The sequence below is a fragment of the Brevibacterium metallidurans genome (assembly GCF_037101285.1).
GTDB lineage: Bacteria > Actinomycetota > Actinomycetes > Actinomycetales > Brevibacteriaceae > Brevibacterium > Brevibacterium metallidurans.
This window is the reverse complement of record NZ_BAAAAF010000010.1, coordinates 105643-129130: the sequence shown is the minus strand read 5'-3', so window position 1 is coordinate 129130 and position 23488 is coordinate 105643. Positions and strand designations below refer to the sequence as shown.

Below are 23488 nucleotides of genomic sequence, written 5' to 3'. Positions count from 1 at the left end.
CGGCTCTTCTCTGAGCGAACGTCCGGCCAGCGCTCAGCTGTAGACGTGCTGGGCCAGGGTCGCAACGAACGGGACGTTGCGGTACTTCTCCGCATAGTCGAGGCCGTAGCCGATGACGAACTCGTTGGGCACGTCGAAGCCGACGTACCTGACGTCGATGTCGACCTTGACCGCTTCGGGCTTGCGCAGCATCGTGCAGATCTCGACGTCGGCGGCACCGCGCGAGCGGAGGTTCTGGACGAGCCAGGACAAGGTGAGCCCGGAGTCGATGATGTCTTCGACGATGAGCACGTGGCGTCCGGTGAGGTCGGTGTCGAGGTCCTTGAGGATGCGCACGACGCCGGAGGACTTCGTGCCCGAACCGTATGAGGACACGGCCATCCAGTCCATCGTCACCGGGGAGTGAAGGGCACGGGCGAGATCGGCCATGACCATGACCGCTCCCTTGAGGACGCCGACGAGGAGGATGTCCTTGTCCTTGTAGTCCTCATCGATGGCGGCTGCCAGTTCAACGAGTCGGGCGGCTATCTGTTCTTCCGAGACGAGCACTTCTTCGATGTCTGTGCCGAGATCGTTGATGTCCACTGCGGTCGATTCTCCTCATATGGGGCGGGTGTGTCTCCATTATGGGTGACGGACCTCCCGCCGAGCCACCCGCGCTCCCCCAGTGAGGATCTCAGCGCTCACCCCGCCTCGGCGAGTTCGTCGTCGACGGTGCCGGGTGCGGCCGAGAGGTACCCGGTGAGCCCCATGAGCGCGGAGACGACGATGAGGAGGAGCAGCGGCGGCGCCCACGATCCGCTCACCCCGAGCAGGGCGCCGACGGCGAGCGGACCGAGGGCGGCGAGGATGTAGCCGGTGGACTGGACGAACGCGGAGGTCCGCGCCGTGATCGAGACCTCGCGGGTGCGGCTGGTGATGAGGGCGAGCGCGGCGGGGAAGGCGAAGCCGCCGTAGGAGAGCAGGACCGCCCAGAGCACGGGGGCGCTCGCGGGGGCCAGCAGCAGTCCGAGGTAGCCGGCGACGGCGCTGACGGAGAAGGAGACGAGGAAGAAGCGGGGCGCGAGTCCGCGCATGATGATCTGCGGGGCGAGGAAGCCGCCGGGCAGTCCGCCGAGGGTGACGATCGTGAGCATGACGCCGGCGGCGACAGGGTCGAGTCCGGCGTCGCGGTAGATCTGCGGCAGCCACCCGAACTGGACGTAGGCGTTGACGGACTGGAGGCCGAAGAACATCGCCATGTACTTCGCCTTCGCCGTCGAATGGATGTGCCGCCTCGGCGCGGGTGCCTGCTGCGGGTCACGGGACGGTCGTGGCAGCACGGGCACGGAGCCGGCGGCGCGCAGCACGATCCACGACGCCAATGCCGCGAGCGGGACGAGGACCCACGCGCCGAGGCCGACCCGCCAGTCGTCGAAGTGCTCGGCGAGCGGGGCGGTGAGGAAGGCGGGGACCATCGCGCCGAGGCCGAGGGAGACGGTGAAGGTCGTCGCGCCGAGGTGGGTGCGGTGCGGGAAGCGGGTCTTGACGAAGACGGGGAGGATGACGTTGCCGAGCGACATTCCGGCCAGGGCGGTGACCGTGAGGGCGGAGAAGGCCAGGGAGGAGTCGACGAGGACGCGGGCGCCGATGCCCACGGCGATGAGCGCGCAGGAGAGGGCGAGTGAGGCGAAGAGGCCGGCCCGGCGCAGCAGGGGCACGGCGAGGAAGCCGCAGCCGGCGAAGATCAGTCCGGGCAGGGCGGTGAGCAGGCCCGTCTGCCATTCGGCGAGGCCGAAGGCGGCCTGCACCTCGGCGAGCACGGGGCCCAAGGAGGAGGCCGCGGGGCGCAGGGACGAGGCGATGAGGATGAGGCAGACGAGCGCGAGGACGTCGAGCCCAGGACCCGTGCGCGGATTCTCGGTCCCAGGGGTGGTGGTCATGCGCTCATCCTCTCAGTCGTCTCCCGGCCGCCGCTTCGCCGTCCGCGGCGGGGTCCGCGGCAGGTTCCGGGGCGGCGCCTGGCGTGGTGGCCGGGGTCGTGTTCGACGCGGTGTCCGCCGCGGTGCCCGGAGTGGTGTCCGGCGGCCCGTTCCGGTCGACCGCACAATGGTATACCATCGGGAGCGGGGCGGTGACCATCCGTGCCCGCCCCTTCGACCACCGTTGCCCACAGGAAGCGCAGATCGCCGATGACGACCACCTTTGCCGATGTCCGGATCTTTCCCCGCCGCCCCGACGAGTCGGCCGTCGACGTCGTCGTCGACGAGGGCCGCATCACCGCGATCACACTGGCAGGAGCCGATCGTTCGGGTGGTGCGGGGTCTGGCGAGGCGGGGTCGGGCACTGCCCCTGCCGGCGAGGTCGTCGAGGGACGAGGGCGAGTCCTCATGCCCGGCCTCGGCGACGTCCACGCCCACCTCGATTCGAACCGACTGGGCCAGACCTTCCGTCCGCACACCGCCGACGGCACCCTGCACGGCTACATCATGAATGACCGGGCGAACTGGCGCAGCGGGGAGCGTTCGGTGCGCGACCAGGCGAGCTTCGCGATCGCCGCGATCATCGCCTCGGGCGGGGTGCGGATCCGCTCGCATGCCCAGGTCGACGCCGACACGGGCCTCGAACGGTTCGCAGGCGTCCGGGATGCCCTGGCCGCCCACAACGACGTCCTCGACTCGCAGATCGTCGCGTTCCCGCAGGCGGGGATCGTGCGCGAGCGGGGTGTCAAGGACCTCCTCGATGCGGCCCTGAGCGAAGGTGCCGATCTCGTCGGCGGCCTCGACCCGCTCCAGTACGACCGGGACCCGAAGACCCACCTCGACATCGTCTTCGACCTCGCCGAGAAGCACGGCGCCGGGGTCGACATCCACCTCCACGAAGGCGGGACTGCGGGGGTGTATTCGTTCGAGGAGATCGCGCACCGGACCACGGCGCTCGGCCTGCAGGGGAAGGTGACGATCTCCCATGCTTTCGCCCTGAACACGAACCCCGAACCGGTGGTTCGAGGCCTAGCGGAGCTCCTCGCCGAGGCGGGCATCTCCGTGACGACGGTGGCCCCGCAGAAGGGGTGCCTGCCGCAGGACATCCTCGGCGAGCAGCGGGTGGCGATCGGCCTCGGCGAGGACGGACAGCGGGACTACTGGAGTCCGTACGGCGACGGCGATCTGCTGCGCCGGACCTGGCAGTTGGCGTTCACCAACGGCTTCCGCCGTGACGAAGACATCGAGCACTGTCTCGACATCGCCTCGCGCGGAGGCGCGCAGGTCATGGCCGGAGCCCGCCCCGAGCACACCGCGCTGGTCGAGGATGCGAGGTTCGGCCTCGGTGTCGGCGCACCGGCGGACTTCATGCTCCTCGATGCCGACACCGTCACCTCGGCGATCATGGACTGCCCCGTCGACCGGGACGTGTTCAAGGCCGGTCGCCTCGTCGCCTCCGGCGGAAAGCTGCTCGGCGGAGTGCGGTAAGCGCGGTCACAGCGCTGCGGTGCGGGCCGGGAGCGGCATTGCGGCGTTGCGGGCTCGGCGTTGCGGGCTGGGCGTTGCGGCCGCACAGGGGCGGAGTTGCGGGCATCTGCGGCGGACACCGGGTTACTCCTGCCGGAGGCGCCGAATCCGAACGGCACCTTGAGCCGCTCAAACCACCCGTGGAAGGGTAGGAATTGCTGCTCGATGTAGGCGCTGCCGAGCTGCGGGTGGTGGGTGGAGCTGCGGGTGATTTGTGAAGCCCAGGGTGGTGTGTGCCGCCCAGGGTGGTGTGTGAGCCGCCGGGGTGCTTCGGCTGGAGGCGCCGAATCCGAACGGCACCTTCAGCCGCTCAAACCACCCGTAGAAGGGTAGGACGTGCTGCTCGATGTAGGCAGTGCAGAGCTGAGGGTGGTGTGTGGCGCGGCGGGTGGTGTGTGGCGCGGCGGGTGGTGTGTGCCGCCCAAGGTGGCGTGTGAGCCTCCGGGTTGTTGAGAGACTTGCGCCTCCGCAGAGTTGCCGTGGAGCCACCGGGTTGCGCTGGGCGTCTGGGCACCCGAGCGTTCGGGGCTCAGGGGCGCCGGGACTTGGCGGCGGGGCCGAAGCGGACGCTGCCGTGTGAGACGGCGACCTCGGTGTCGCCGGGAAGCGAGAGCCGACCGTTCACGTTCGCCCTGATGAGGGCCGTGAGTTCGGCGATCCGCGCGGCACCGAACGCCTGCGCGGGCACGTCCAGCGAGACGAGCCATACTCGCAGCACCCTGGTGAGGATCGCATCCTCCAGCTCGCCGAGGCGCTCGACCGGAATCTCGGACCGACCGCTGACCTCGGCGACGGCTGCAGCGGCGGACTCGTCGAGGAAGTCCGCATCGGCACGGCAGAGCTGGGCGGTGCGCGCGAGGTTGTCGGTCACCGGCTGGCCGAGATCAGTCTCGAGGGAGGTGAGCAGCGACCGGACCCGCACCCTGGCATACGCCCGATCGGCATTCATCGGGTCATCCCAGACCGTGATGCGCTGTGCCGTACACGATGCCTCGGTCGTGGCCCGATCGATGTCGAGCAGCGGTCGCAGCACCGAGCCCGTGCGCACCGCCATCCCTGCCAGCGACCGCGTCCCCGAACCGCGCAGCAGCCCGAGCAGCACGGTCTCGGCCTGGTCGCTGCGCGTGTGCGCGGTGACGATCCACTCGGCGTCGACCCGTGCCCGCACCGCCTCGAGGGCCGAATACCTGGCGTCCCGCGCTCCCGCTTCGAGGCCTTCAGGACCGGCGGCGACGTCGACCCGCACCGCCTCTGCGGGCACACCCCACGACTCCGCGGTCGCCACCACCTCGGCGGCCACCTCGGCGGATCCAGGTTGGAGACCATGATCGACGGTCACGGCGAACGCTTCGACCTCGCCGCGTCGGTGGAGGAAGGCGCACGCGTGGAGCAGAGCCATCGAATCCGCTCCCCCGGAGACGGCGACGACGATGCGCGAAACGGCGCGAGCCGCGCCGCCAGCACCGGTGCCGCCCTTCCCCAGTCCGGCGCGCACGGCATTGCGGATCGCCCCGCTCGCCGGATCGAGCGTCGGCCGCCGACCGGACCGCGCGGATCCAGCCGGCCCAGCAGACCCGACAGACCCGGCCGCCTCAGCGGCCTCTGCCGACCCAGCGGTCTGTGCCGCCTCGGCGGACTGTGCGGACTCAGCCACGACTCACCCGTGGACGCGGTCGAGCCAGAGTCGCGGCGCGTGGATCTCCGCACTCGTCGGCAGGTTCTCCGGGCGGTCCCAGACGGCGCCGAAGCCGGTCTGTCCCACCTCACGGCGGATCTCGCGGACGAACTTCGCCCCGTCCCGGTACTGTGCGAGCTTGAGGTCCATGCCGAGCAGGTTCGAGAGGAACCCGCCCTGACCGGCGTCGCGACGAGCCTCGAACCGACGGCGCAGCTTGCCCACACTCGGGATGACGCCGAGGCCCACTTCGTCCATGACGACATCGGCGTGGCCCTCGAGGAGGCTGAGGATCGCCGAGGCGTCGGTGAGCGCCGCCCGCATCCCCTCGTTGCGGATGAGGTCGACCATGCTCGCCTGCCCGCGGATAATCCGTCCGAGCACGGCGAAGACCTCCGCGATCGTCGAGAGCCCGGGCGCCTGGAGCGGAGTGGCGACGACCTGCGAGAGGAGGCTGCGCATGTGCTCGCGCAGCCACGGGGCGGTCGCGAACTGGACCTGGTGCGTGGCCTCATGCAGCGCCACCCACATGCGGAAGTCCTTGGGGGTGACCTTCATGGCCTCCTCGGCGATGAGGATCGAGGGGGCGACGAACATCAGCCGACCGGTCTCTCGGGCGAAGGGATCGAACTGCCCGAGCACGCGTGTCGAGAGGAGGGAGAGGACGCCTGCGACCTCGGCGGCAGCTGCCCGACGCGAGGCCGGTCCCGGTTCGGCGGGCAGGGCCGAGACATCGACCATGCCGTTGAGGGATTCGGCGTTGGCCTTGATCCAGCCCACCTGGTCGAGGACGAGCACCGAGCCCGCGGCCAGCCGAGCACGGACCTCGTCGGATCGGTCCTGGTCGAGGAGGAACGCGTCGACGACGAGGTCCTGCGCGGTGAGCGCGTCCTCCTTCATCTCGTGGACGAGCGCCTCGAGCTCACCGGCGGGCGGCGGCTTCGCGGCGGAGACGACTTCCCTGGCCGTGCGGACGGCGAACCTCTCGTCGACGATCATCGGCAGCCGCAGTCGGAGAGGGCGGAGACGACGTCGTCGACGGTCTTGCGGGCTTCGAGGATCTTGCCCTTGTCGACGCCGTCGATCTGGACGCTGAAGACGAGGTAGCGGCCGTCGGCGTCGAGGACTCCCCCGGCCAGCGAGGTCACCGTCGACAGCGTCCCCGTCTTCGCATGGACGACGCCGGCGGCGTTGGGGTCGGCCGCGAACCGGTCGGTGAGCGTGCCTGTGAGTCCGCCGACGGGGAAGTAGGAGATGAGGCTCGAGAGCGAATCCTTCGCAACGACCGAGGCCTGGAGGACCGTGGTGAGGTCGTGCGGGCTGATCCGGTTGCCGTAGTCGAGTCCGGAGGTGTCGTTGAGCTTCGTCTGTCCGAGGTCGACCGAGTCCTCGAGGGCGGCGATGACGCCCTTCGGGCCGTTCTCGAGGCTGCCGGGCATGCCCTGCGCGATCGCGACCTCGTTGCCGAGCACCTCGGCGACGACGTTGTCGCTGTGGACGAGGGCGTATTCGACGATCTCGGAGATCGTCGCGGACTCGACAGAGGCCAAGGGCTGCGCGACCCGATCGGACCCGGCCGTCTCCGAAGGCCCGGCGGTACCGGAAGGCTGCGCCGTCCCCGAGGGCTGCGCGGACGCGGTGGGTTTCACGGCCTGCTCGGGTGCCGCGGTGACCGTGATCCCGGCGGCTTCGAGTTCGGTCCGGAAGGCGGTCAGCGCCACCTCGGCGGGTCTGTCGCTGCGTCCCCGCCATGCGTTCTTCGGGTCTCCGACGTACCCGCTGTCGATCATCAACGGCTGGATCGGGGAGATGATGCCCTTGGCGATGTCCGCGCGCTCCCAGCCGGGGTTGAAGTCGCTGCCCGGGTAGCGGCTCGTGTCGAGGCCCACCGCGACCTCGGTCGTCCCCCGCTCCTTGAGTGCGTCCGCCGTGTCCTGGGCCAGGGTCTTCAGCCCTGCATGGCCGTTGACGGCGCCCGGTTGGGACTCCCCGGCACCGAGCAGGGAGTCGCCGCCGCCGACGAGGGTGACCGTCTGCGTGCCCGGGTCGAACCGGGTCGTCGTCGACAGCCGCTGCTCTCCCCCGATCGCCAGCAACGCCGCCGAGGCGGTGAGCACCTTCGTCACCGAGGCGGGGGTGCGCGCCCGGTTCTCGTCCGTGGCGAAGAGCTTCTTGTCGGTCAGCCCGTCTCGGACTTCGACCCCGAAGCCCTTGACCTTCGATTCGCCGAGGATGCGTTCGATCTCCGTACCCGCGGCCGCCGGGATCGGGGCGGAGGCATCGAGCGCCGAGGCGGGGGCGGGCACGTCCTTGCCCCCAGCCTGCGGTGAGGGGACGGGATCGACGGGGATCTGCGGTTCGGTCGTGAGGAACCCCGGGACGACGTCGGCGGCGTCGGCGACGCCGTAGCCGAGAGCACCGGCGACGAGGACTCCCGCGGTGATGCCGGCGGCGATCCGACCGCGTCGGCGTCTGCTCCCGGGCTCGCGTGTGCGCGTGTCTGGGGTGGGGTTCAAACGCGGGCTCCCGTTCGTCTCGGAGGTGGGCCGTGCGCGGCCGAGCGGAGGAGGGCTGAGGATGTCTCGGCGGGCACTTGTAGGCTCTATCCTAGTGATGCCACCCTAACGCTTAAGGAGCACTATGGAACTCTTGGCCACCATCGAGATCCCCCGCGGTTCGCGCAACAAGTACGAAGTCGATCACGAGACCGGCCGGGTCAAGCTCGACCGCTACCTCTTCACCTCGATGCAGTACCCCGCGGACTACGGGTTCATCGAGGACACCCTCGGCAACGACGGCGACCCCCTCGATGTGCTCGTCCTGCTCACCGAGCCCCTGTTCCCGGGTGTGCTCGTCGACGTCCGCCCCATCGGCATGTTCCAGATGGAGGACGAAGCAGGCGGCGACGACAAGGTGCTCGCGGTTCCCGCCGGCGACCCGCGCTGGGAGAGCTACCAGGACATCGACGACGTCGACAAGTTCACCCTCGACGCGATCGAGCACTTCTTCACCCGCTACAAGGATCTCGAGCCGGGCAAGTTCGTCAAGGGTTCGAACTGGGTCGGCCGCGAAGCCGCCGAAGCCGAGGTCACCGCCTCGATCGACCGCTTCAAGGCCGAAGGACACTGATCAGCCGACACTGATCTGCACGCACCGCTCAGCGCCCGGCGCTGACCTCATCGACCGCCTCGACGATCATGTCGGGGCGGTCGATCATCATCAGGTGCCGCGAGTCGCGGATCTCGTGCCGCACGAGATCGGCGAAGGAATCGGCGAGGATGGCCGAGCGCCGAGTTCCCGGCAGGGGCGGGGCGAGCAGCGCCGAGGTGCGGGCGCGGACCGGATCGGTGCGCCGCCGCAGGGACTGCAGGTCCGCGGCCTGACTGCGGTAGCTCAGCCACTCCGCGATCGAGGCCTTGAGCGTGTCGGGGTCGGTGTACGGGTCCTTGAACGCTTCGGGGTCGAGCACCCGCCCCGACCCCGTCTGACGGAGGAAGCCCTGGTGGGAGAGCCAGGAGACGAATTCGCCGATCTCCTCCCGACTGACCAATGCCCCGATGATCGGCAGCCAGGTCGCCAGTGAGAACCTCCCGGCCGGCCCCCGGAACCGGTAGTCCTCGATCGAAGGGTCGACGAGGACGATTCCTGCGACCCTGCCCGGGTGGAGCCTCGCGAACGCCTCCGCCCGGAACGAGGCCATCGAATGCGCGACGATGACGACCCGCGGGTGACCCTCGATCGCGCGCTCCATCGCGGCGAGCTCCCCGGCGAGGTCCGGCAGCGTGCCCGGCCAGGGTGTGTCGGCGAAGCCGGGTCGGTCGATCGCGATGACGTCACGGTCGGGCATCTGCTCGATGACGGGAAGCCAGCCGGCGGCGGCCAGCGCGCAGCCGTTGAGGAAGAGGACGGGATCCGGGCTGTGACCGGGAACCGTGTCCTTCTCCCCCGCCGAGGCGGTCGCCGGCCTCCGATAGACGGTGAAGCCGTCGACGGTCGACCGAGACCAGCGGGCGAGCGAGTCAGGCATCCGCGCTCCCCCGGTCGACAGCGGCACCGCGGTCCGCCTCGGCGCCCCGATCGTCGGCGCCCCGGTCGACTGCGCCCCGGTCGACGGCGGCACCTCTGTCCATGACGGCGATGAAGCCCAGGTGCGCGGCCCAGGCTGCCAGCACGAGCACCCCGAGGGCCTGGATGTAGCCCTGCCCGGCCCGCCACGTCATCTCGATGATCACCGAGCCGATGTTGGCGACGATGAGGACGCCGAGCACGGCGAGGACGCCGCGGCCGTACGCGGTGCCCAGGCTGCCGCGGCGTCGCAGCGCGATGACCGCGATGACGAGGCTCGCCATGGCGCCGATGGCGACGATCGAGGAGGCGATCGCGTGGAGGAGGAAATCGGGTCGCAGCGGATTCGCCGTGTACTCCGCGTAGCACACCGGGTCGAAGGTCTGCGTGCACGGCAGGGCCGCGATGGAGTCCCCGATCGTCGCGAGCCCCGCCACCCCGATCGCCACGGCCAGCGGCATCGCCGCGCGCCCGAAGCGGGGCCGCCATCCCCGCACCCCGAGGATCGCGATGAGCACCATGAGGCTGCCGGCGAGCGCATCACCCGAACGGAAGAGCCACGAGTACGGCTGATCGGCGGCAGCGAGCTCCGAGACGTAGCCGGTGAGCGGGAACGGGTAGGGGCTGAGGAAGAGGAGCACCCACGAGTCGTAGGAGAGGAGCACTCCGGCAGCGAGCAGGATTGCGAAGGTGCGGCGCATCTGTGTCCGTTCGTCCCGTCTCAGTGGCCCTTGGGCTTGGCCAGGGGGAAGGTGATCGTCGAGCGGATCGTCTGCTCGGTGAGCAGCATGACGAGCCGGTCGAGTCCCATGCCCATGCCGCCGGCCGGCGGCATGCCGTATTCGAGGGCGCGGAGGAAGTCCTCGTCGAGCTGCATCGCCTCGGGATCGCCGCCGGCCGCGGCCAGCGACTGCGCGGTGAGGCGTTCGCGCTGGAGGACGGGATCGACGAGCTCGGAGTACGCGGTGCCCAACTCGGAGCCGAAGATGATGAGGTCCCACTTCTCCGCGAGCATCGGGTCCTCCCGGTGCTGGCGGGTCAGCGGCGAGGTCTCGGCCGGGAAGTCCGTGTAGAACGTCGGGGCCACCGTCGACTCCTCGGCGACCTCCTCGTAGATCTCCTGGAGCAGCATCCCCCAGCCCCACTTCGGGTTGACGGTCATGCCCACCCGGGTCGCGATCGCGCGCAGCTCCTCGACCGAGGTGGCCGTCGTCACCTCGTCCCCGATCTTCTCCGAGACGATGTCGGTCAGGGAGACCGTGCGCCATTCGTCGGCGAGGTCGATCTCGTGTTCGACGCCGTCGACGGTGCCGCGCACGACCGTGGTGCCCAGGGCCGCCTCGGCGGCATTGATGACCATCGTGCGGGTGAGTTCGCGCATCGTGTTGTAGTCCCCGCCGGCCTGGTAGGCCTCGAGCATCGAGAACTCGGGGTTGTGGGTGGCGTCGACACCTTCGTTGCGGAAGTTCCGGCCCATCTCGAAGACCCGGTCGAAACCGCCGACGAGGAGGCGCTTGAGGTAGAGCTCGGGAGCGATGCGCAGGTAGAGGTCGAGGTTGTAGGCGTTGATGTGGGTGAGGAACGGGCGCGCGTTCGCACCCCCGTGCACGGTCTGGAGGATCGGCGTCTCGACCTCGAGGAAGCCGCGGGACTGGAGGGTCTCGCGGATCGTGCGGAACGTGTTCGAGCGGATGACCATGAGGTCGCGCTGGCCGGTGTTCATCGTGAAGTCGAGGTAGCGCTGACGCACCTTCGCCTCCGGATCGGTCAGGCCCTGATGGAGGCTCGGCCACGGCTGCAGGGACTTCGCGGACATCGTCCACGAGGTGACGAGGAACGAGGGCGTGCCGGTGCGGGAGGTGCCTTCGCGCCCGGTCACGGAGATGCGGTCGCCGCGGGAGACCCACGACCTCAGCTGCCGCATCGACTCCTCACCGAGGACCTCGCGTTCGCACACGAGCTGCGTGTCGCTGCCCTGGGAGCGCACGTCGAGGAAGACGACGCCGCCGTGGTCGCGGATGCCGAGCACCCGGCCGGCGAGCACGGTGCCCTTCGCGGCCGCGGGCGCCGCCTGCGCGGGATAGGGTTCGACCCCGGATTCGAGCATCGCCTCACGCACGCCGAGGCGGTGCCTGACCTGGTCGGAGACGCGCAGCGCCGGTTCGGCGGGCGCGGTGGTGCGGGTGATGCCGAGCAGCGGGGCCGCCTCGGCGGGGGTGTAGATCGGCTGGTCGTGGCTGCCCTTGGCGAAGATCCTCGGCGGATTGAGGAACCCTTCGGCGATGCTCACGGCCAGGCCGATGCGGGCGAGGTCGGAGCCCTCCGGGTAGCAGAGCATGCGGGGCACCCACTCGGGGTGGTACTTCTCGTTCGAGCGGTACAGGGATTCGAGCTGCCAGAACCGGGAGGCGAAGAGGAGGACGTTGCGCCACAGACGCTTCATCGGTCCCGCGCCGAGCTCCTTGCCCTGTTCGAAGGCCGAGCGGAAGACGGCGAAGTTGAGCGAGACCGCGGCGATGCCCACGTCCGGGGCCTCGCGCATGAGGCCGGCGACCATGAACTCGGTGACGCCGTTCTCCGCGAACGGGTGGCGGCGCATGAGGTCGAGGGAGGCTCCCGTCTCGCCCCAGGGCACGAAGCAGAGCAGGCCCGCGGTCTGTTCGGCCAGGGTTCCGGCGTCGGCGGGGAACAGCGCCTCGACGACGAGACCGTCGGCGTCGGCGGGATCCCCGAAGCGCCCGAGCGCCATGGAGAAGCCGCGCTCCGTGTCACCATCGCGCCATTCGTCGGCGAAGCGGCCGAGGCGTTCGAGATCCTCGGCGTCGATGTCGCCCTGCCGGCGGATGCGGATCGTGTAGCCGAGCCCGGTGAGTTTGGCGACGGCGCGCTGGACCTCGGGCAGCGCCGAGAGGGTGAAGTCCTTGGTCAGGAGCACCGCCTCGTCGCCGACGTGGAGGACCTTGAGTCCGGCGTCATGGTAGGCCTGCGCACCCTGCTTCGAGGCCGCGAGCACCGCGGGCACCCATCCGTAGGACTCGGCGAACGCGACGAACTGGCGTGCCGCGGCCGGCCACTGCGAGGGCGGGCCGATCGGGTCGGAGGCGACGAGGCAGACGCCTGCCTGGACGCGGTAGGTGAGCACGCAGTCCTCGGCGAAGAACGCCGAGCGGTCGCGCCTGGTGGAGAAGTAGCCGAGGGAGTCGGAGGCGTGGTTGGCCAGTCCGACGCGGATCTGGCGCTCCTGGTCGATGTCGATGCGCTCGGAGTCCCGGGAGGAGCGCAGCAGGGTCCAGAAGGCGAGGATGATGCTCAGACCGGAGCCGAAGCCGAAGACCGTGAGCATCCAGCTCGATTCGGTGTTCTCCTTGAACCCGAAGAGCTCGGCGAGGATATCCCTGGCCTCGATCATCGTCAGTCCGCCGATGATGTACTGCGCGGTGAGGACGATGATGACCGTGAGGACGAGGCCGGCGATGAGGACCGCGATGGCCTTGAGGAAGCCGCGGGGCTGGGTCTTCGCGATGTACCACCTGCGGTAGACGAGGAGACCGATGATGCCGGCGATCGGCAGGACGAGACTCGTGGCGAGGTCCCAGCCGAGGATATCGGGTGAGACCAGGTAGGCGACGACGATGACGAGGCCGATGAGCGCGATGATGACGACGAGGAGGGCGAGGAGGATCCACCACGCCAAGCGCTTCCGGAAGCTCAGGGCCGCCGCGAGCAGGATGAGGATGACCGAGGAGACGAAGTCGATCGGGGTGACGGGGACGACCCACATCCAGAAGAACTCGAGCGCTCGGAACAGCCACGAGCCCTCGGGCGTGATGAGCTGGAGGAGCATGAGGAGGGCGAGGATGGTCAGAACTCGGGGCAGCCAGCGGACGAAGAACGGGGATCCGCCGGAGGTCGTGTGAGCGGGGGTGGGAGGCATAGGGAGAATCCCGTCATACAGGTCTGGGCCGTGTCTCCAGGTGACACAGGCGCAGACCCCTGAGACCGGTCGCACCCTGCTCGTCCTTTGCCGTATCAACTGAAACTGCCGCGCCGGACCACCTCCCGCAGCGGGGTCGCAGAGAGCGATTTCGACGCCCCGTTTCAGGTTAGGTGAGCCTAATGAGAAGTGTGAGCCAGGTTATGCGATTCTCGTGACATGAAACTCGACCATGTGTCCTTCGCCAGCGAACCAGACGGTTACACAGCAACCGCCGAGCGCATCTCGCAGCAGCTCGGAGTGGTTCCCTACGACGGCGGGGTGCATCCGCGTTTCGGTACCAGGAATCTCATTTTCCCGCTTGCCAACGGCCAGTACCTCGAAGTCGTCGAAGCCTTGGAGCACCCGGCCGCTCTCTCCACCCCCTTCGGTCAGGCCGTGCGGACGCGTTCCGAACTCGGCGGCGGCTGGATGGGCTGGTGCGTGTCCGTCGACGACCTCTCCGAGGTCGAGACCCGTCTCGAGCGCAAGGCCGTCGACGGCAACCGCACTCCGGAGTCGGGCGAGGAGCTCAGGTGGTTGCAGATCGGAGTCAAGGGGCTCATCGCCGACCCCCAGCTGCCGTTCTTCATCAAGTGGTCAGCCGATTCGTCCCAGCACCCCTCGTCGTACAAGACCAACGACGACGTCTCCATCGACACCCTGCAGATCGCGGGCGACCGCGACCGTCTGCGCGACTGGCTCGGCACCGATGATGCCAAGCCGATCCCGGAGATCCACATCGACTGGTCCGCACCCCACGGCGCTCCCGGCATCATGTCCGTGACGTTCGCGACCGAGAAGAACGGTCTCGTCACGATCTGAGGCTCTGCCTCGGCGGGATCTCAGCGGGTGTCGACGAGGGAGAGCACACCGGGGGCGAGGAAGCCGACGACGTCGATGAGGGTGTGCGCCCACACGATCGGCATGAGCCGGCGCGTGCGCAGGTAGAACCAGCCGAAGATGATGCCCATCGCGACGTTGCCGATGAACGGCCCGATCCCCTGGTACAGGTGGTAGCTGCCGCGGAAGAGCGCGAGGGCTGCGATGATCGTCCACGGCCCGTAGCCGAGCCGGCGCAGCCGCTCGGCCCCGAACCCGAAGATGAGGACCTCCTCGAGGACCCCGTTCTTCGCCGCCGAGAGCAGGAGGACGGGGATCGTCCACCAGTAGTCGCCGAGGTTGGCCGGCTGCACCTCGGCCGTGATCCCGAGTGCCCTGCCGCCCGCATAGACGCCGAGCGTGCCGATGCCGATGATCCCGAAGAGCAGCACCCCGTAGCCGAAGTCCCGCACGGGTCTGCCGTGGACGCCGAGGCGGCGGCTCAGCGGCTCCGGGTCGGGATCGCGGCTGAGCAGGTAGAGGGCGAGGGCAACGGGCACAAGGCTGAACCCGATGTCGAGGAGCTGGTAGACCAAGTCGAAGACCGGCCTCGGGTTGAGTGAGGTGTTGAGCTTCGCCTGCGCATCGCTGATCGGACCGCGGGTGACGATGTCGAGGAGTTTGACGACGGCGTAGACCGCCGACTGACCGAGGGAGAGGGCCGCGACGAGCCCGAGCTCGAACCACAGGCGCCGGCGCTCCCGCGGCTCGAGCTCGGTGTCCATGCTCATACTGTACGGCTCGCCCCGCTGGCCGCTCAGTGCTTCGGCTCGTCGGGTGACACGGAGCGGCCCGCGCCGTCGGCGCGCACGTTACCAGTGTCCGGTGCACCCGCGGCGTCGGTTCCCTCTGCAGCACTCACGCCGGCAGCACCCGCGTTCGGCGCGCCCACGCTCGCCGTCTCACGTTCGGCGGCGCGCGCCTCGGCGGCATCGAGGACCTGCCCGCGGGCCATATTCTTCACATGCCGCTTCTCGGCCCGGCGCTCCTTGGCCCCTTCGAGGAGGAGGTAGAGGACGGGGACGAGGATGAGGGTGAGGATCGTCGAACTGACCAGGCCGCCGATGACGACGATCGCCAGCGGCTTGGAGATGAAGACTCCCCCGCCGGTGAGCCCGAGGGCCATCGGCACGAGCGCGAAGATCGTCGCGGCCGCGGTCATGAGGATCGGCCGGTAGCGGAGTCGGGCACCGCCGACGATCGCCGGGCGCAGTTCGACCCCGCGCGCCCGGAAGTGGTTGATGAGGTCGATGAGGACGATCGCGTTCGTCACGACGATGCCGATGAGCATGAGCAGGCCGATCATCGCCGTCAGCCCCATCGCGGTGTCGGTGAGCAGGAGGAGTGCGACCGAACCGGTGGCGGCGAACGGGATCGAGACGAGGAGGATGAGCGGCTGGAGGAGGGACTTGAAGGTCGCGACCATGATCACGAAGACGATGAGGATCGCCGCGAGCATCGCCAGGCCCAGCTGCGAGAACGCGTCCTGCTGCTCCTCTGTCGCCCCGCCGGTGTCGACGCTGACGACGTCGGGGATGTCGACATCGCCGAGCGCCGACTGGACTGCCGCCGACACCGAACCGAGGTCATCGCCCTCGGGCGTGACCGACACCGTCGTCGAGCGCTGACTGTTCGTGTGCCGGATGTTCGGGGCTGTCGTGATCTCCTCGACGTCCGCGACGTCGTCGAGCCTGATGTAGCGCGGTTCCGGCGTCGGCGCCGCAGCGGCCCCAGCGCCCGTACCAGCGCCGGCAGCCCCCGCGCCGGCCCCCGCTCCAGCACCCGCTGCGCCGGCCCCAGCTGCCCCGGCACCCGCCGCGGCGGACGGGCTCTCGGGCTTGCCGGGGATCTTGAGCTTGCGCAGCTCCTCGGCGGTCTTCGCCTCCCGGTCGAAGAGGAGGACGGACTGGGTGACGTCGTCGATGACGACCTGCCCGATGTTCTGTCCGCGCATCGCCCGCTGGACGTACTGGCCGATCGCCGCCTCGGTGAGGTTCTCCTCGGCCGCCTTCTCGGAATCGACCTTGACCTCGATGACGGGCTGGACGGCTTCGACGTCGCTGGTCACCGACTGCGCCCCGGGCACCGACTCGAGACGGTCGGCGACCTTCTGGGTGGTGTCCTCGAGCACCTTCGTGTTGCTCGAGGTCAGGGTGACGTCGATGGTCTGCGCACCCGGGGTCGAACTCTGGTCGCGGAGTTCGACCTGGCCGACTCCGGTGAGCGCGTCGAACTTCTTCTGCAGCTCCGTGCTGATCGACTGTGCGGAGACCCCGGACTTCGCGTTGACGATGAACGTGCCGTTGAGCCCCGCATCCGTGGCGAAGCCGAAGTCCGAACCGCCGATCGAGACCTGGTAGGACTCGATGCGATCGTCGGCGGCGAGGATGTCCTCGACCTGCTTCGACTGCTCGGAGGCCTCGTCGAGGTCGGTGCCCGGGTCGAAGGTCTGCGAGACCTCGAGCTGCTCCTGACCGGTGTCGCCGAAGAGCTCCGTCTTCAGCTGCGGGACCATCGCCCCGGTGCCGACGAGGATGATGAGCGCTGCGAGGATCATGAGCACCGGGTGCTTCGTGGAGAACGCGATGACCGGGAGGTACGTCTTCTGCAGCCGGGTCACCGGAGAGTGCAGGGCCGCGAGTTCGTCGACCTCGGCGGCCTCTGCAGTCCGTGCCCCACCCCCGGTGGTCCGCGCCGCGCGGCCGGCGGGGACGATGCCCTCGTCGGTCTCGACGTCGCCGCCGGCATCGTGGCGGGCGGCTGCGACGATGCTCTGCCTCTTCGCGGCCTTCTTCGCCGCCTTCTTCTCCGTGCGCCACTCGGTGAGCATCTGCCGGCGGCTGCGGCGGATCTCCGCCTTCTCCTCGGCGGTGAGCTTGACCTTCGCCTCACGTTGGCGGAGGAACCAGTACGCGAGGACGGGCACGATCGTCAGCGCGACGAAGAGGCTCGAGAGCAGTGCGATCGTCGCGGTGAGCGCGAAGGGTCGGAACATCTCCCCGGTCTGGCCGGTGACGAAGGCGAGCGGGAGGAACACGGCCACCGTCGTCAGGGTCGAGGCGGTGATGGCTCCGGCCACCTCGGCGACGGCGGAGAGGATGTTCGCGAACTTGTCGCCCCCTGCCGCATGCCGTCGTCTGATCGCCTCGATGACGACGATCGAGTCGTCGACGACGCGACCCACGGAGATCGTCAGGGCGCCGAGGGTGAGCATGTTGAGCGTCTCCCCACCCATCCACAGGCCGATGAGGGCGATGAGGAGGGAGAGCGGGATGGAGATCGCGGTGATGATCGTCGCCCGCACCGACAGGAGGAAGACGAGGATGACGAGGACGGCGAAGACGAGGCCGAGCATGCCCTCCTTGAGGAGGTCGTCGATGGACTGCTCGATGAACGGGGCCTGATCGAAGGCGGAGACGAACTCGGTGTTCTCCCCCATCGTCTTCGCCAGACCCGGCAGCTTCGCAGAGACCGCATGGGAGACGTCGACGGTGTTCGCGTCCGATTCCTTCATCACCGACAGCGACAGGGAGGGTTTGCCGTTGGTGCGGGAGATCGACTGGACTGGGGCGTCGGCGATCGACACGTCGGCGACGTCGGAGAGCTTCACCGGCCCGTCGGTGCCGCCCAGCGCCAGGGCCTTGATCGCGTCGACCGAGCGCAGGCGGGCGCCGACTTCGACCGGTGCCGATCCGCTGCCGGATTCGAGGTCGCCCGCCGAGGTGGGGATCCCGTTGGACTGGAGCAGACCGGCCACCTCGTCGAGGCTCACGCCTTCGTCCTCGAGGTCGTTCTGCCGGATGCGGATCTCCACCTGCTTCGTCTTCGCCCCGGCGATCTGGACCTGGGAGACGCCGTCGACCTTCTTCAGTTCGGGTTCGACGATGTCGGTCAGCTGGGCGGCGAGCTTGTCCTCGTTCGCGTCGGAGGTCACCGAGAGGGCGAGGACGGGGATGTCGTCGGTGCTCAGGGTGAGCACGTTCGGTTCGACGCCGTCGGGCAGCTGGGACTGCACCTGGGAGACCGCGCGCTGCAGCGAGCGGACGATGTCGTCGGAGTTGACCCCGTACTTCGTGCTCACGGTGATCGTCGAACTGCCCGCCGAGGACACTGAGGTCATGTCCTCGACCTCGGACAGGGGTGCCAGTGCGCCTTCGAGCGGGTCGGTGACCTCGCTCTCGACGGCCTGCGGGGTCGCACCCTCGTAGGTCGCGGTGACCGTGGCCTGCGGGTTGTCGAGTGAGGGGAAGAGCTCCTGCTTGAGCGCCCCGGCGCCGATGACGCCGAAGATCACCGCGACGACGGAAATGAGCGCGATGAGCGCTCGGTTCTTCAGACTCAGACGGGTCAGAAAACTCACAGGGGCTCTTTCTGCTCGGGTGGCCGGTGTGTCGGTGGCTGGTGCGCCGGCACGCGGTGTGTCGGCAGGCGGCCGCGGCCATGAGGCGACACCACGCTCATCTTAGTGACCCCGCGGCGCGCATTCTTCTCAGTGCACCCTGTGCAGGTTCTGCGAAACGGCAGGCCGCGCTTGGGCACTGCGGCGGCGTCCCGCCCACGCGGCGAAATCGCACCAGCACGGTCCTCCGACACCAGCACGGTCTGCGAACCGTGCCCGTGTCGGACCACCGTGCTGGTGTCGGATCACCGTGCCGGAGTCCGCCAAGCGCCCGGAGTCCGCACCCGGGACCGGCGCCTCTACGCATCGTCGCGCAGCGCCGGCGGCCGGGTCTCGCGGCCGGTGAGCCAGTACGCGGCGGCGAGGATGGCCAGCGCCCCGGTGAGCGCGAACGCCCACGCATAGCTGAAGTGGTCGACGATGACGCCGGCGAGGATGGGCCCGAGGATCGCACCGCCGTCGAGGGCCATCTGGTACTTCGCGAGCACCCGCCCGCCCTTGCGGTCACGGCCGACGACATCGGCGACCGTGGCCTGCTGGGCGGGATTGGCCAGACCGGATCCGATGCCCGCGAGGACCGAGAGGACGAAGAAGAGCCAGAGGGCGTCGGTGAACGCCAGGGCCGCGGTCGAGAGTCCGAGGGTGAGCAGGCCCCAGATGATGAACGGCTTGCGTCCCAGCGTGTCGGCGAAGCGGCCGACGAGGGCGACCGCGGAGGCGTTGCCGAGCGCGAACATCGTCAGCGCCAGACCGGCTGCGGCGGCGTCGGCGTGCAGGGCCTGGAGGGCGAAGAGCGGGTAGATGGCCACCCGGATGCCCATCGCCGACCAGCCCTGGACGAACGCGGAGACCAGCGCCGCCCGGTAGGCTGAGTCCTTCCAGGCCTGCCGGAAGGTCATCACCTCCTGCGCGGGCTCGGCGGCCGCCTCGGCGAGACGGGCACGGCCGAGCTTCGTCTTCGATCCCGCCGAGGCGGTCGACCCGAGGAACACCCGGACGACGGCTGCGGCGATGACGAGTCCGACGGCGTAGATGAGGAACGGGATGCGCATCCCCCACCCGGCCATGAGACCGCCGAGGACGGGGCCGGCGATGTTGCCGACGAGGAACGCCGTGGCGTACGTGCTCGAGGCCTTGGCTCTGGCGTCGACGGGGGCGAGGCGGATGATGAGCGCCATCGCGGAGACGGTGAACATCGTCGACCCGATGCCCCCGAGTCCGCGGAAGATCAGCAGCTGCCAGTAGTCCTGGGCGAAGGCCACGGCGGCGGTGGAGGCGGCGACGATGAGGAGGCCTGTGATGTAGATGCGGCGTTCACCGAAGGCGTCGACGAGCCGGCCCGAGGTCGGTGAGAAGACGAAGCGGAAGAACGCGAAGGAGGAGACGACGATCGTCGCAGCCGTCACCCCGAAGTCGAAGCTCGCCGCGAACTGCGGGAGGACCGGGGCGATGATGCCGTAGCCGAGGGCGACGATGAACGCCGCGGCGACGAGGACGTAGATCTCCTTGGGCAGTCGACGCGAGGTTCTCATCGCGGCCGCCGTCTCCTCGCCCTGCGCCGGGCCCTCGCCCTTCACAGGGTGTCGAGGAACTGGTCGGGGTTCGGCAGCGGACGAGTGCCGGTGGCCAGACGGCTGCGGTAGCGCTCGGGGACCGAGCCGATGTAGAGCCAGCCCATGAGGAGTTCGGTGTCGTCCAGGCCGTGGAGACGACGCACGGCGGGCGCGTTCGTCAGGGTGCCCGTGCGCCACATGACGCCCCACCCGGCCTGCCAGAGGGCCAGTTCGAGGAGGTGCCCGGCCCCGGCGGCGGTGGCATGCTGCTCCCAGTCGGGGACCTTCGGATGCGGCGTCGGGGAGGCGACGAGGGCGAGGAGGAGCTCGGCCCGCAACGGCTTCGTGTTGACCTCCCCGGGCCGACGGGTCTCCCCTGCCGCTTCGTCGAGGGCTGCGCCGAGGCGGAGCCGGTCGTCTCCGCGGATGATGAGGAAGCGCCAGGGCCGCAGCGCTTTGTGGTCGGCGACGGAGGAGACGACGCGGATGAGTTCGCGCAGATCGGCGTCGCTCGGTGTCTCCGGGCCGACCTTCGAGATCGAGCGCCGGGTGGCCAGGGCATGGAGGACGGGGTCGGTGAGCGGGTCGATCGAGCTCGGCTGCGAATAGTCGGGGCCCCGGTGCTGCCGGTCGCCGGCACCGGTGCTGGTCGCGACCGTCTCAGGGCCCGCCGCAACCGCCTCGGTGCCGGTGCCTGTCCGCACTCCTTCAGCGCCGGCTTCGAGGACATCGACGGAATCGGCGCCGAGGCGGGCGAGAGATTCCTTGGCCGCGAGCTTCATCGCCCACGGACCGGTCTCACCGTCGAGGAAGTACGCGCGCGTGAGCTCCCGTTCGTGGTCGGGCCTGCGTCGCTTCTTCCGGTGCTTGTCCTTCTCACATCCGGACTTCTTCTTCCCCATTCAGCTCACCCAGTTCGCATAGGCCTTCCGTGCCTGCGAGAGCTTGGGGTCGATGATGACGCGGCAGTAGCCGTTGTCGGGGTTGTTCGAGTAGAAGTCCTGGTGGACGGTCTCGGCGGGGTAGAAGATCCCGAGCGGTTCGAGGGTCGTGACGATCGGCTTGTCGAAGTACTCCTGAGCCTGCTCGATCGCCTCGGCGAACCGGGCCTTCTCCTCCTCGTCGCGGTAGAACATCGCCGAGCGGTACTGGGTGCCGACGTCGTAGCCCTGCCGGTTGAGGCTCGTCGGGTCGTGCCCGGTGAAGAAGAGGCCGAGGATGATGCTCTCGGGGACGATGTCGGCGTCGAAGGTGACCTGGAGGGCTTCGGCGTGACCGGTCGTGCCCGAGCACACCTCACGGTAGTGCGGGTCCGTGGTGTGACCGCCGGTGTAGCCGGAGATCACCGAGGTCACGCCCGTGGTGCGCTGGTAGACGGCGTCGAGGCACCAGAAGCAGCCGGCGCCGAGGGTGAGAGTGCGGAGATCGCTCATGACAAGTACAACGGCGTGCGTCCGTCCTTATTCCCGCTCTCCTCACGCACCGTCGGTGCGGAAGGTGAGGTCGGCAGGCGCCGGCCAGTCGGCGAGGGTGAGCGGCGGATCGGCGGGCTCCTCAGCGAGATCGACCTCGTCCTCGTCGATGTGCTCGGTCTCGAGCCAGCCTGCGACGCCTTCGGGGTGGAAGGTGCCCGGTGCGGAGGCGCCGAGGTGGTCGGCCGTCATCGCGGCGACCTCAGCGTCGAGGTCGGCATCGACGCTGTAGAGGTTGATGCTGCCCAGCAGTCCGTCGCGGATGTCGAGACTGAGTTCGTACACTCCAGGCTCACCCGAACGCTCAGCATCGTCATCGGTGCTCGGTGCGAAGAGTCCGCTCACCGGGTACGTCTGGTTCGCCGGGATCGTCCGCGGTGCCTCGGAGTCGAGATGGACGTCGATCGTCGACACCTCCTCCTCGGCCAGCATGGTCGCGAGGTCGGCGTCGGAGAGCTCGATCGGCTCGCTGCCGGGGAACTGCTTGCGGGAGTAGGTCACGCTGACGAAGAAGCGCGCGTGATCGAGTTGGGCGCGGACCACCTCGGCGACGTCCTGCGACTGCGGGTGCGGCTGGTCGAGGAGCGCATCGAGGGAGGCGCGGATGCGGGCGGGCAGGTCGATCTCGACGTCGCCGAAGTCGATGTGGCCGTCGATCGCCTCGCCGGCGATGAACTCCTCGGCTTTGTCGAGGGCGAACGCGGTGCCGGCCATGACCGAGGAGTTGAGCGCGGCGTTGAGGCCGCGCCCGACACCGTCGGGTAGCCGCGCATCGACGGTGTCCTTGAGGTTCTGGATCGGGGTCCAGAGGAACCAGCCGGCGGCTCCGGCCCCGAGGGAGGCGACGAGGTTGAGGAAGGCCTGCGACTTCCAGGTCGCATCCTCGACCCACCACGCGTCGGGATCCTCGCCGACGAAGGCGAACGCCTCATCCTCGGCATAACGTGCGGGTTCTCCGGCCTCGCCGCCGCCGAAGTCGAAGAGGTCCGTGTCGGTATTCGCGAACGCCTTCGTCCCGCCCAGCCAGGTCAGAGCCGCGGTGGCCACGGCGTAGGCGGCGCGGGCCGCGGTCCGGTGTTCGGGTGCGAAGTCGCGGCGGCGGACGATGCTCAGGGCACCGGAACCGATGGTCGAGACGGTGCGGACGAGGAGACGGTGACGTCGGGGAATGTCGGGAAGGCGCATGCCCTCATCGAATCATGCGCACCTGAAGCGCGCGTGTGAGTCGCCCGCCGCTCTTGCGTGCCCGAACCGCTCCGGCCGGCCCGAACCGGGCAGGCGTGCCCGCCGCGGTCAGAGCAGCGGCCCGCTGGGCAGGGTGAACCCGAGTTCGGCCGCCGCCCGCTGGGTCGAAGGCTCGTTCCACAGTCTCGCGACGGAGGCATGCGTCGACAGTGAGCGCATCTCCGCCTTGTCGAGGAAGAGGATGCCGCCGAGGTGGTCGGTCTCGTGGGCGACGATGCGCGCCGACCAGCCGGTGACCTCCTCGGCGATGGGCGTGCCGTCGAGGGCGGCCCCGCGCAGTTCGATCGTCCGGGGGCGGGCGACGACGGCCTGGTAGCCGGGGATCGACAGGCACCCTTCGAAGAAGGCGACGTGCTCGCCGGTCGCCGGGGTGTACTCGGCATTGAGCACGGTGCGCAGCGGCAGGGGCTCACGTTCGCGGACGGTCGCGATCTCGGATCTCACGGCCGCGGGGTCCTCGGCGACGAAGATCGAGAGACCGACACCCACCTGGGGGCCGGCGAGACCCACTCCGGGTGCTGCGCGCATCGTCCGGGCCATCACCTCGGCGAGGCGGGTCAGGGTTGCGTCGTCGACCTGACCGGAGAATGGCAGCACCGGGGTGCGGAGGATCGGATCTCCGGCCGAGACGATCGGGGCGACGCCGTCATGGGCATCGGCCCTGGTGAGGACGTCGTCGATCTGGGCGGCGACGACTGCGTCGGTGAGGTGCACGTCGAACTCCTCGTGGTGGGGT

General features: G+C 69.4%; 18 protein-coding genes. 3 read left to right on the top strand and 15 right to left on the bottom strand.

All coding sequences use genetic code 11. From position 1 onward, the window contains the following. Positions 1–33 precede the first annotated feature (33 nt). Positions 34–585, bottom strand: a complete 552-nt coding sequence (hpt, locus tag AACX88_RS12845) for a hypoxanthine phosphoribosyltransferase (protein ID WP_339393333.1) — start codon at positions 583–585, stop codon at positions 34–36. Between the two features lie 98 nt (positions 586–683). Continuing rightward, positions 684–1922, bottom strand: a complete 1239-nt coding sequence (locus tag AACX88_RS12840; protein WP_339393332.1) for an MFS transporter — start codon at positions 1920–1922, stop codon at positions 684–686. A gap of 249 nt (positions 1923–2171) precedes the next feature. Between AACX88_RS12840 and AACX88_RS12835 the strand changes: the two genes are divergently transcribed. Further along, complete coding sequence (locus AACX88_RS12835) at positions 2172–3449, top strand: amidohydrolase family protein (protein WP_339393331.1); 1278 nt, start codon at positions 2172–2174, stop codon at positions 3447–3449. Positions 3450–4017: 568 nt separating this feature from the next. Here AACX88_RS12835 and tilS read toward each other — a convergent pair. The 3 genes from tilS to AACX88_RS12820 are packed head-to-tail and all read right to left on the bottom strand — an operon-like array spanning position 4018 to position 7679. After that, positions 4018–5142, bottom strand: coding sequence for a tRNA lysidine(34) synthetase TilS (tilS, locus tag AACX88_RS12830; RefSeq protein ID WP_339393330.1), 1125 nt, complete (start codon positions 5140–5142; stop codon positions 4018–4020). Between the two features lie 3 nt (positions 5143–5145). Beyond that, complete coding sequence (locus AACX88_RS12825; RefSeq protein WP_339393329.1) at positions 5146–6162, bottom strand: zinc-dependent metalloprotease; 1017 nt, start codon at positions 6160–6162, stop codon at positions 5146–5148. Continuing rightward, positions 6159–7679 carry a D-alanyl-D-alanine carboxypeptidase/D-alanyl-D-alanine-endopeptidase gene (locus AACX88_RS12820; RefSeq protein ID WP_339393328.1) on the bottom strand — a complete coding sequence of 507 codons (1521 nt, stop codon included), beginning with the start codon at positions 7677–7679 and terminating at the stop codon, positions 6159–6161. The genes AACX88_RS12825 and AACX88_RS12820 overlap by 4 nt, the downstream gene beginning before the upstream one ends. 124 nt (positions 7680–7803) lie before the next feature. Between AACX88_RS12820 and AACX88_RS12815 the strand changes: the two genes are divergently transcribed. Next, the gene (locus AACX88_RS12815) at positions 7804–8292 is read left to right on the top strand and encodes an inorganic diphosphatase (protein ID WP_339393327.1); all 489 of its coding nucleotides are present in this window, start codon (positions 7804–7806) and stop codon (positions 8290–8292) included. A 28-nt stretch (positions 8293–8320) separates the two neighbouring features. On the opposite strand, the gene AACX88_RS12810 is transcribed toward AACX88_RS12815, so the two are convergent. Genes AACX88_RS12810 through lysX form a run of 3 tightly spaced genes read right to left on the bottom strand, consistent with a single transcriptional unit; the run spans position 8321 to position 13162 of the window. After that, positions 8321–9190: an alpha/beta fold hydrolase gene (locus AACX88_RS12810; RefSeq protein ID WP_339393326.1), complete on the bottom strand. Its 870-nt coding sequence runs from the start codon at positions 9188–9190 to the stop codon at positions 8321–8323. Beyond that, on the bottom strand, positions 9183–9929 hold the full coding sequence (locus AACX88_RS12805) for a DUF998 domain-containing protein (RefSeq protein ID WP_339393325.1): 747 nt from the start codon (positions 9927–9929) through the stop codon (positions 9183–9185). The genes AACX88_RS12810 and AACX88_RS12805 overlap by 8 nt, the downstream gene beginning before the upstream one ends. A 20-nt stretch (positions 9930–9949) precedes the next feature. Next, positions 9950–13162 carry a bifunctional lysylphosphatidylglycerol synthetase/lysine--tRNA ligase LysX gene (gene lysX / locus AACX88_RS12800; RefSeq protein ID WP_339393324.1) on the bottom strand — a complete coding sequence of 1071 codons (3213 nt, stop codon included), beginning with the start codon at positions 13160–13162 and terminating at the stop codon, positions 9950–9952. 219 nt (positions 13163–13381) lie between these two features. On the opposite strand from lysX, the gene AACX88_RS12795 reads away from it, so the two are divergent. Next, positions 13382–14026 carry a VOC family protein gene (locus AACX88_RS12795; RefSeq protein ID WP_339393323.1) on the top strand — a complete coding sequence of 215 codons (645 nt, stop codon included), beginning with the start codon at positions 13382–13384 and terminating at the stop codon, positions 14024–14026. Between the two features lie 20 nt (positions 14027–14046). Here the strand turns inward: AACX88_RS12795 and AACX88_RS12790 are convergent, their stop codons facing one another. From AACX88_RS12790 to AACX88_RS12760, 7 genes are all read right to left on the bottom strand, one after another. Then, complete coding sequence (locus AACX88_RS12790) at positions 14047–14814, bottom strand: CPBP family intramembrane glutamic endopeptidase (protein ID WP_339393322.1); 768 nt, start codon at positions 14812–14814, stop codon at positions 14047–14049. Between the two features lie 26 nt (positions 14815–14840). Beyond that, the gene (locus AACX88_RS12785) at positions 14841–18443 is read right to left on the bottom strand and encodes an efflux RND transporter permease subunit (RefSeq protein WP_339393321.1); all 3603 of its coding nucleotides are present in this window, start codon (positions 18441–18443) and stop codon (positions 14841–14843) included. Positions 18444–18781: 338 nt separating this feature from the next. Continuing rightward, positions 18782–20014: an MFS transporter gene (locus tag AACX88_RS12780; protein ID WP_339393320.1), complete on the bottom strand. Its 1233-nt coding sequence runs from the start codon at positions 20012–20014 to the stop codon at positions 18782–18784. A 41-nt stretch (positions 20015–20055) separates the two neighbouring features. Continuing rightward, positions 20056–20937 carry a nitroreductase family protein gene (locus AACX88_RS12775; RefSeq protein ID WP_339393319.1) on the bottom strand — a complete coding sequence of 294 codons (882 nt, stop codon included), beginning with the start codon at positions 20935–20937 and terminating at the stop codon, positions 20056–20058. Then, entirely contained in the window at positions 20938–21468 is a 531-nt protein-coding gene (gene msrA / locus AACX88_RS12770; protein ID WP_339393318.1) for a peptide-methionine (S)-S-oxide reductase MsrA, read from the bottom strand. It abuts the gene before it with no gap. Between the two features lie 42 nt (positions 21469–21510). Continuing rightward, positions 21511–22692 carry a hypothetical protein gene (locus tag AACX88_RS12765; RefSeq protein ID WP_339393317.1) on the bottom strand — a complete coding sequence of 394 codons (1182 nt, stop codon included), beginning with the start codon at positions 22690–22692 and terminating at the stop codon, positions 21511–21513. Between the two features lie 108 nt (positions 22693–22800). Further along, complete coding sequence (locus tag AACX88_RS12760) at positions 22801–23466, bottom strand: peptide deformylase (protein WP_339393316.1); 666 nt, start codon at positions 23464–23466, stop codon at positions 22801–22803. Between the last annotated feature and the right edge of the window lie 22 nt (positions 23467–23488).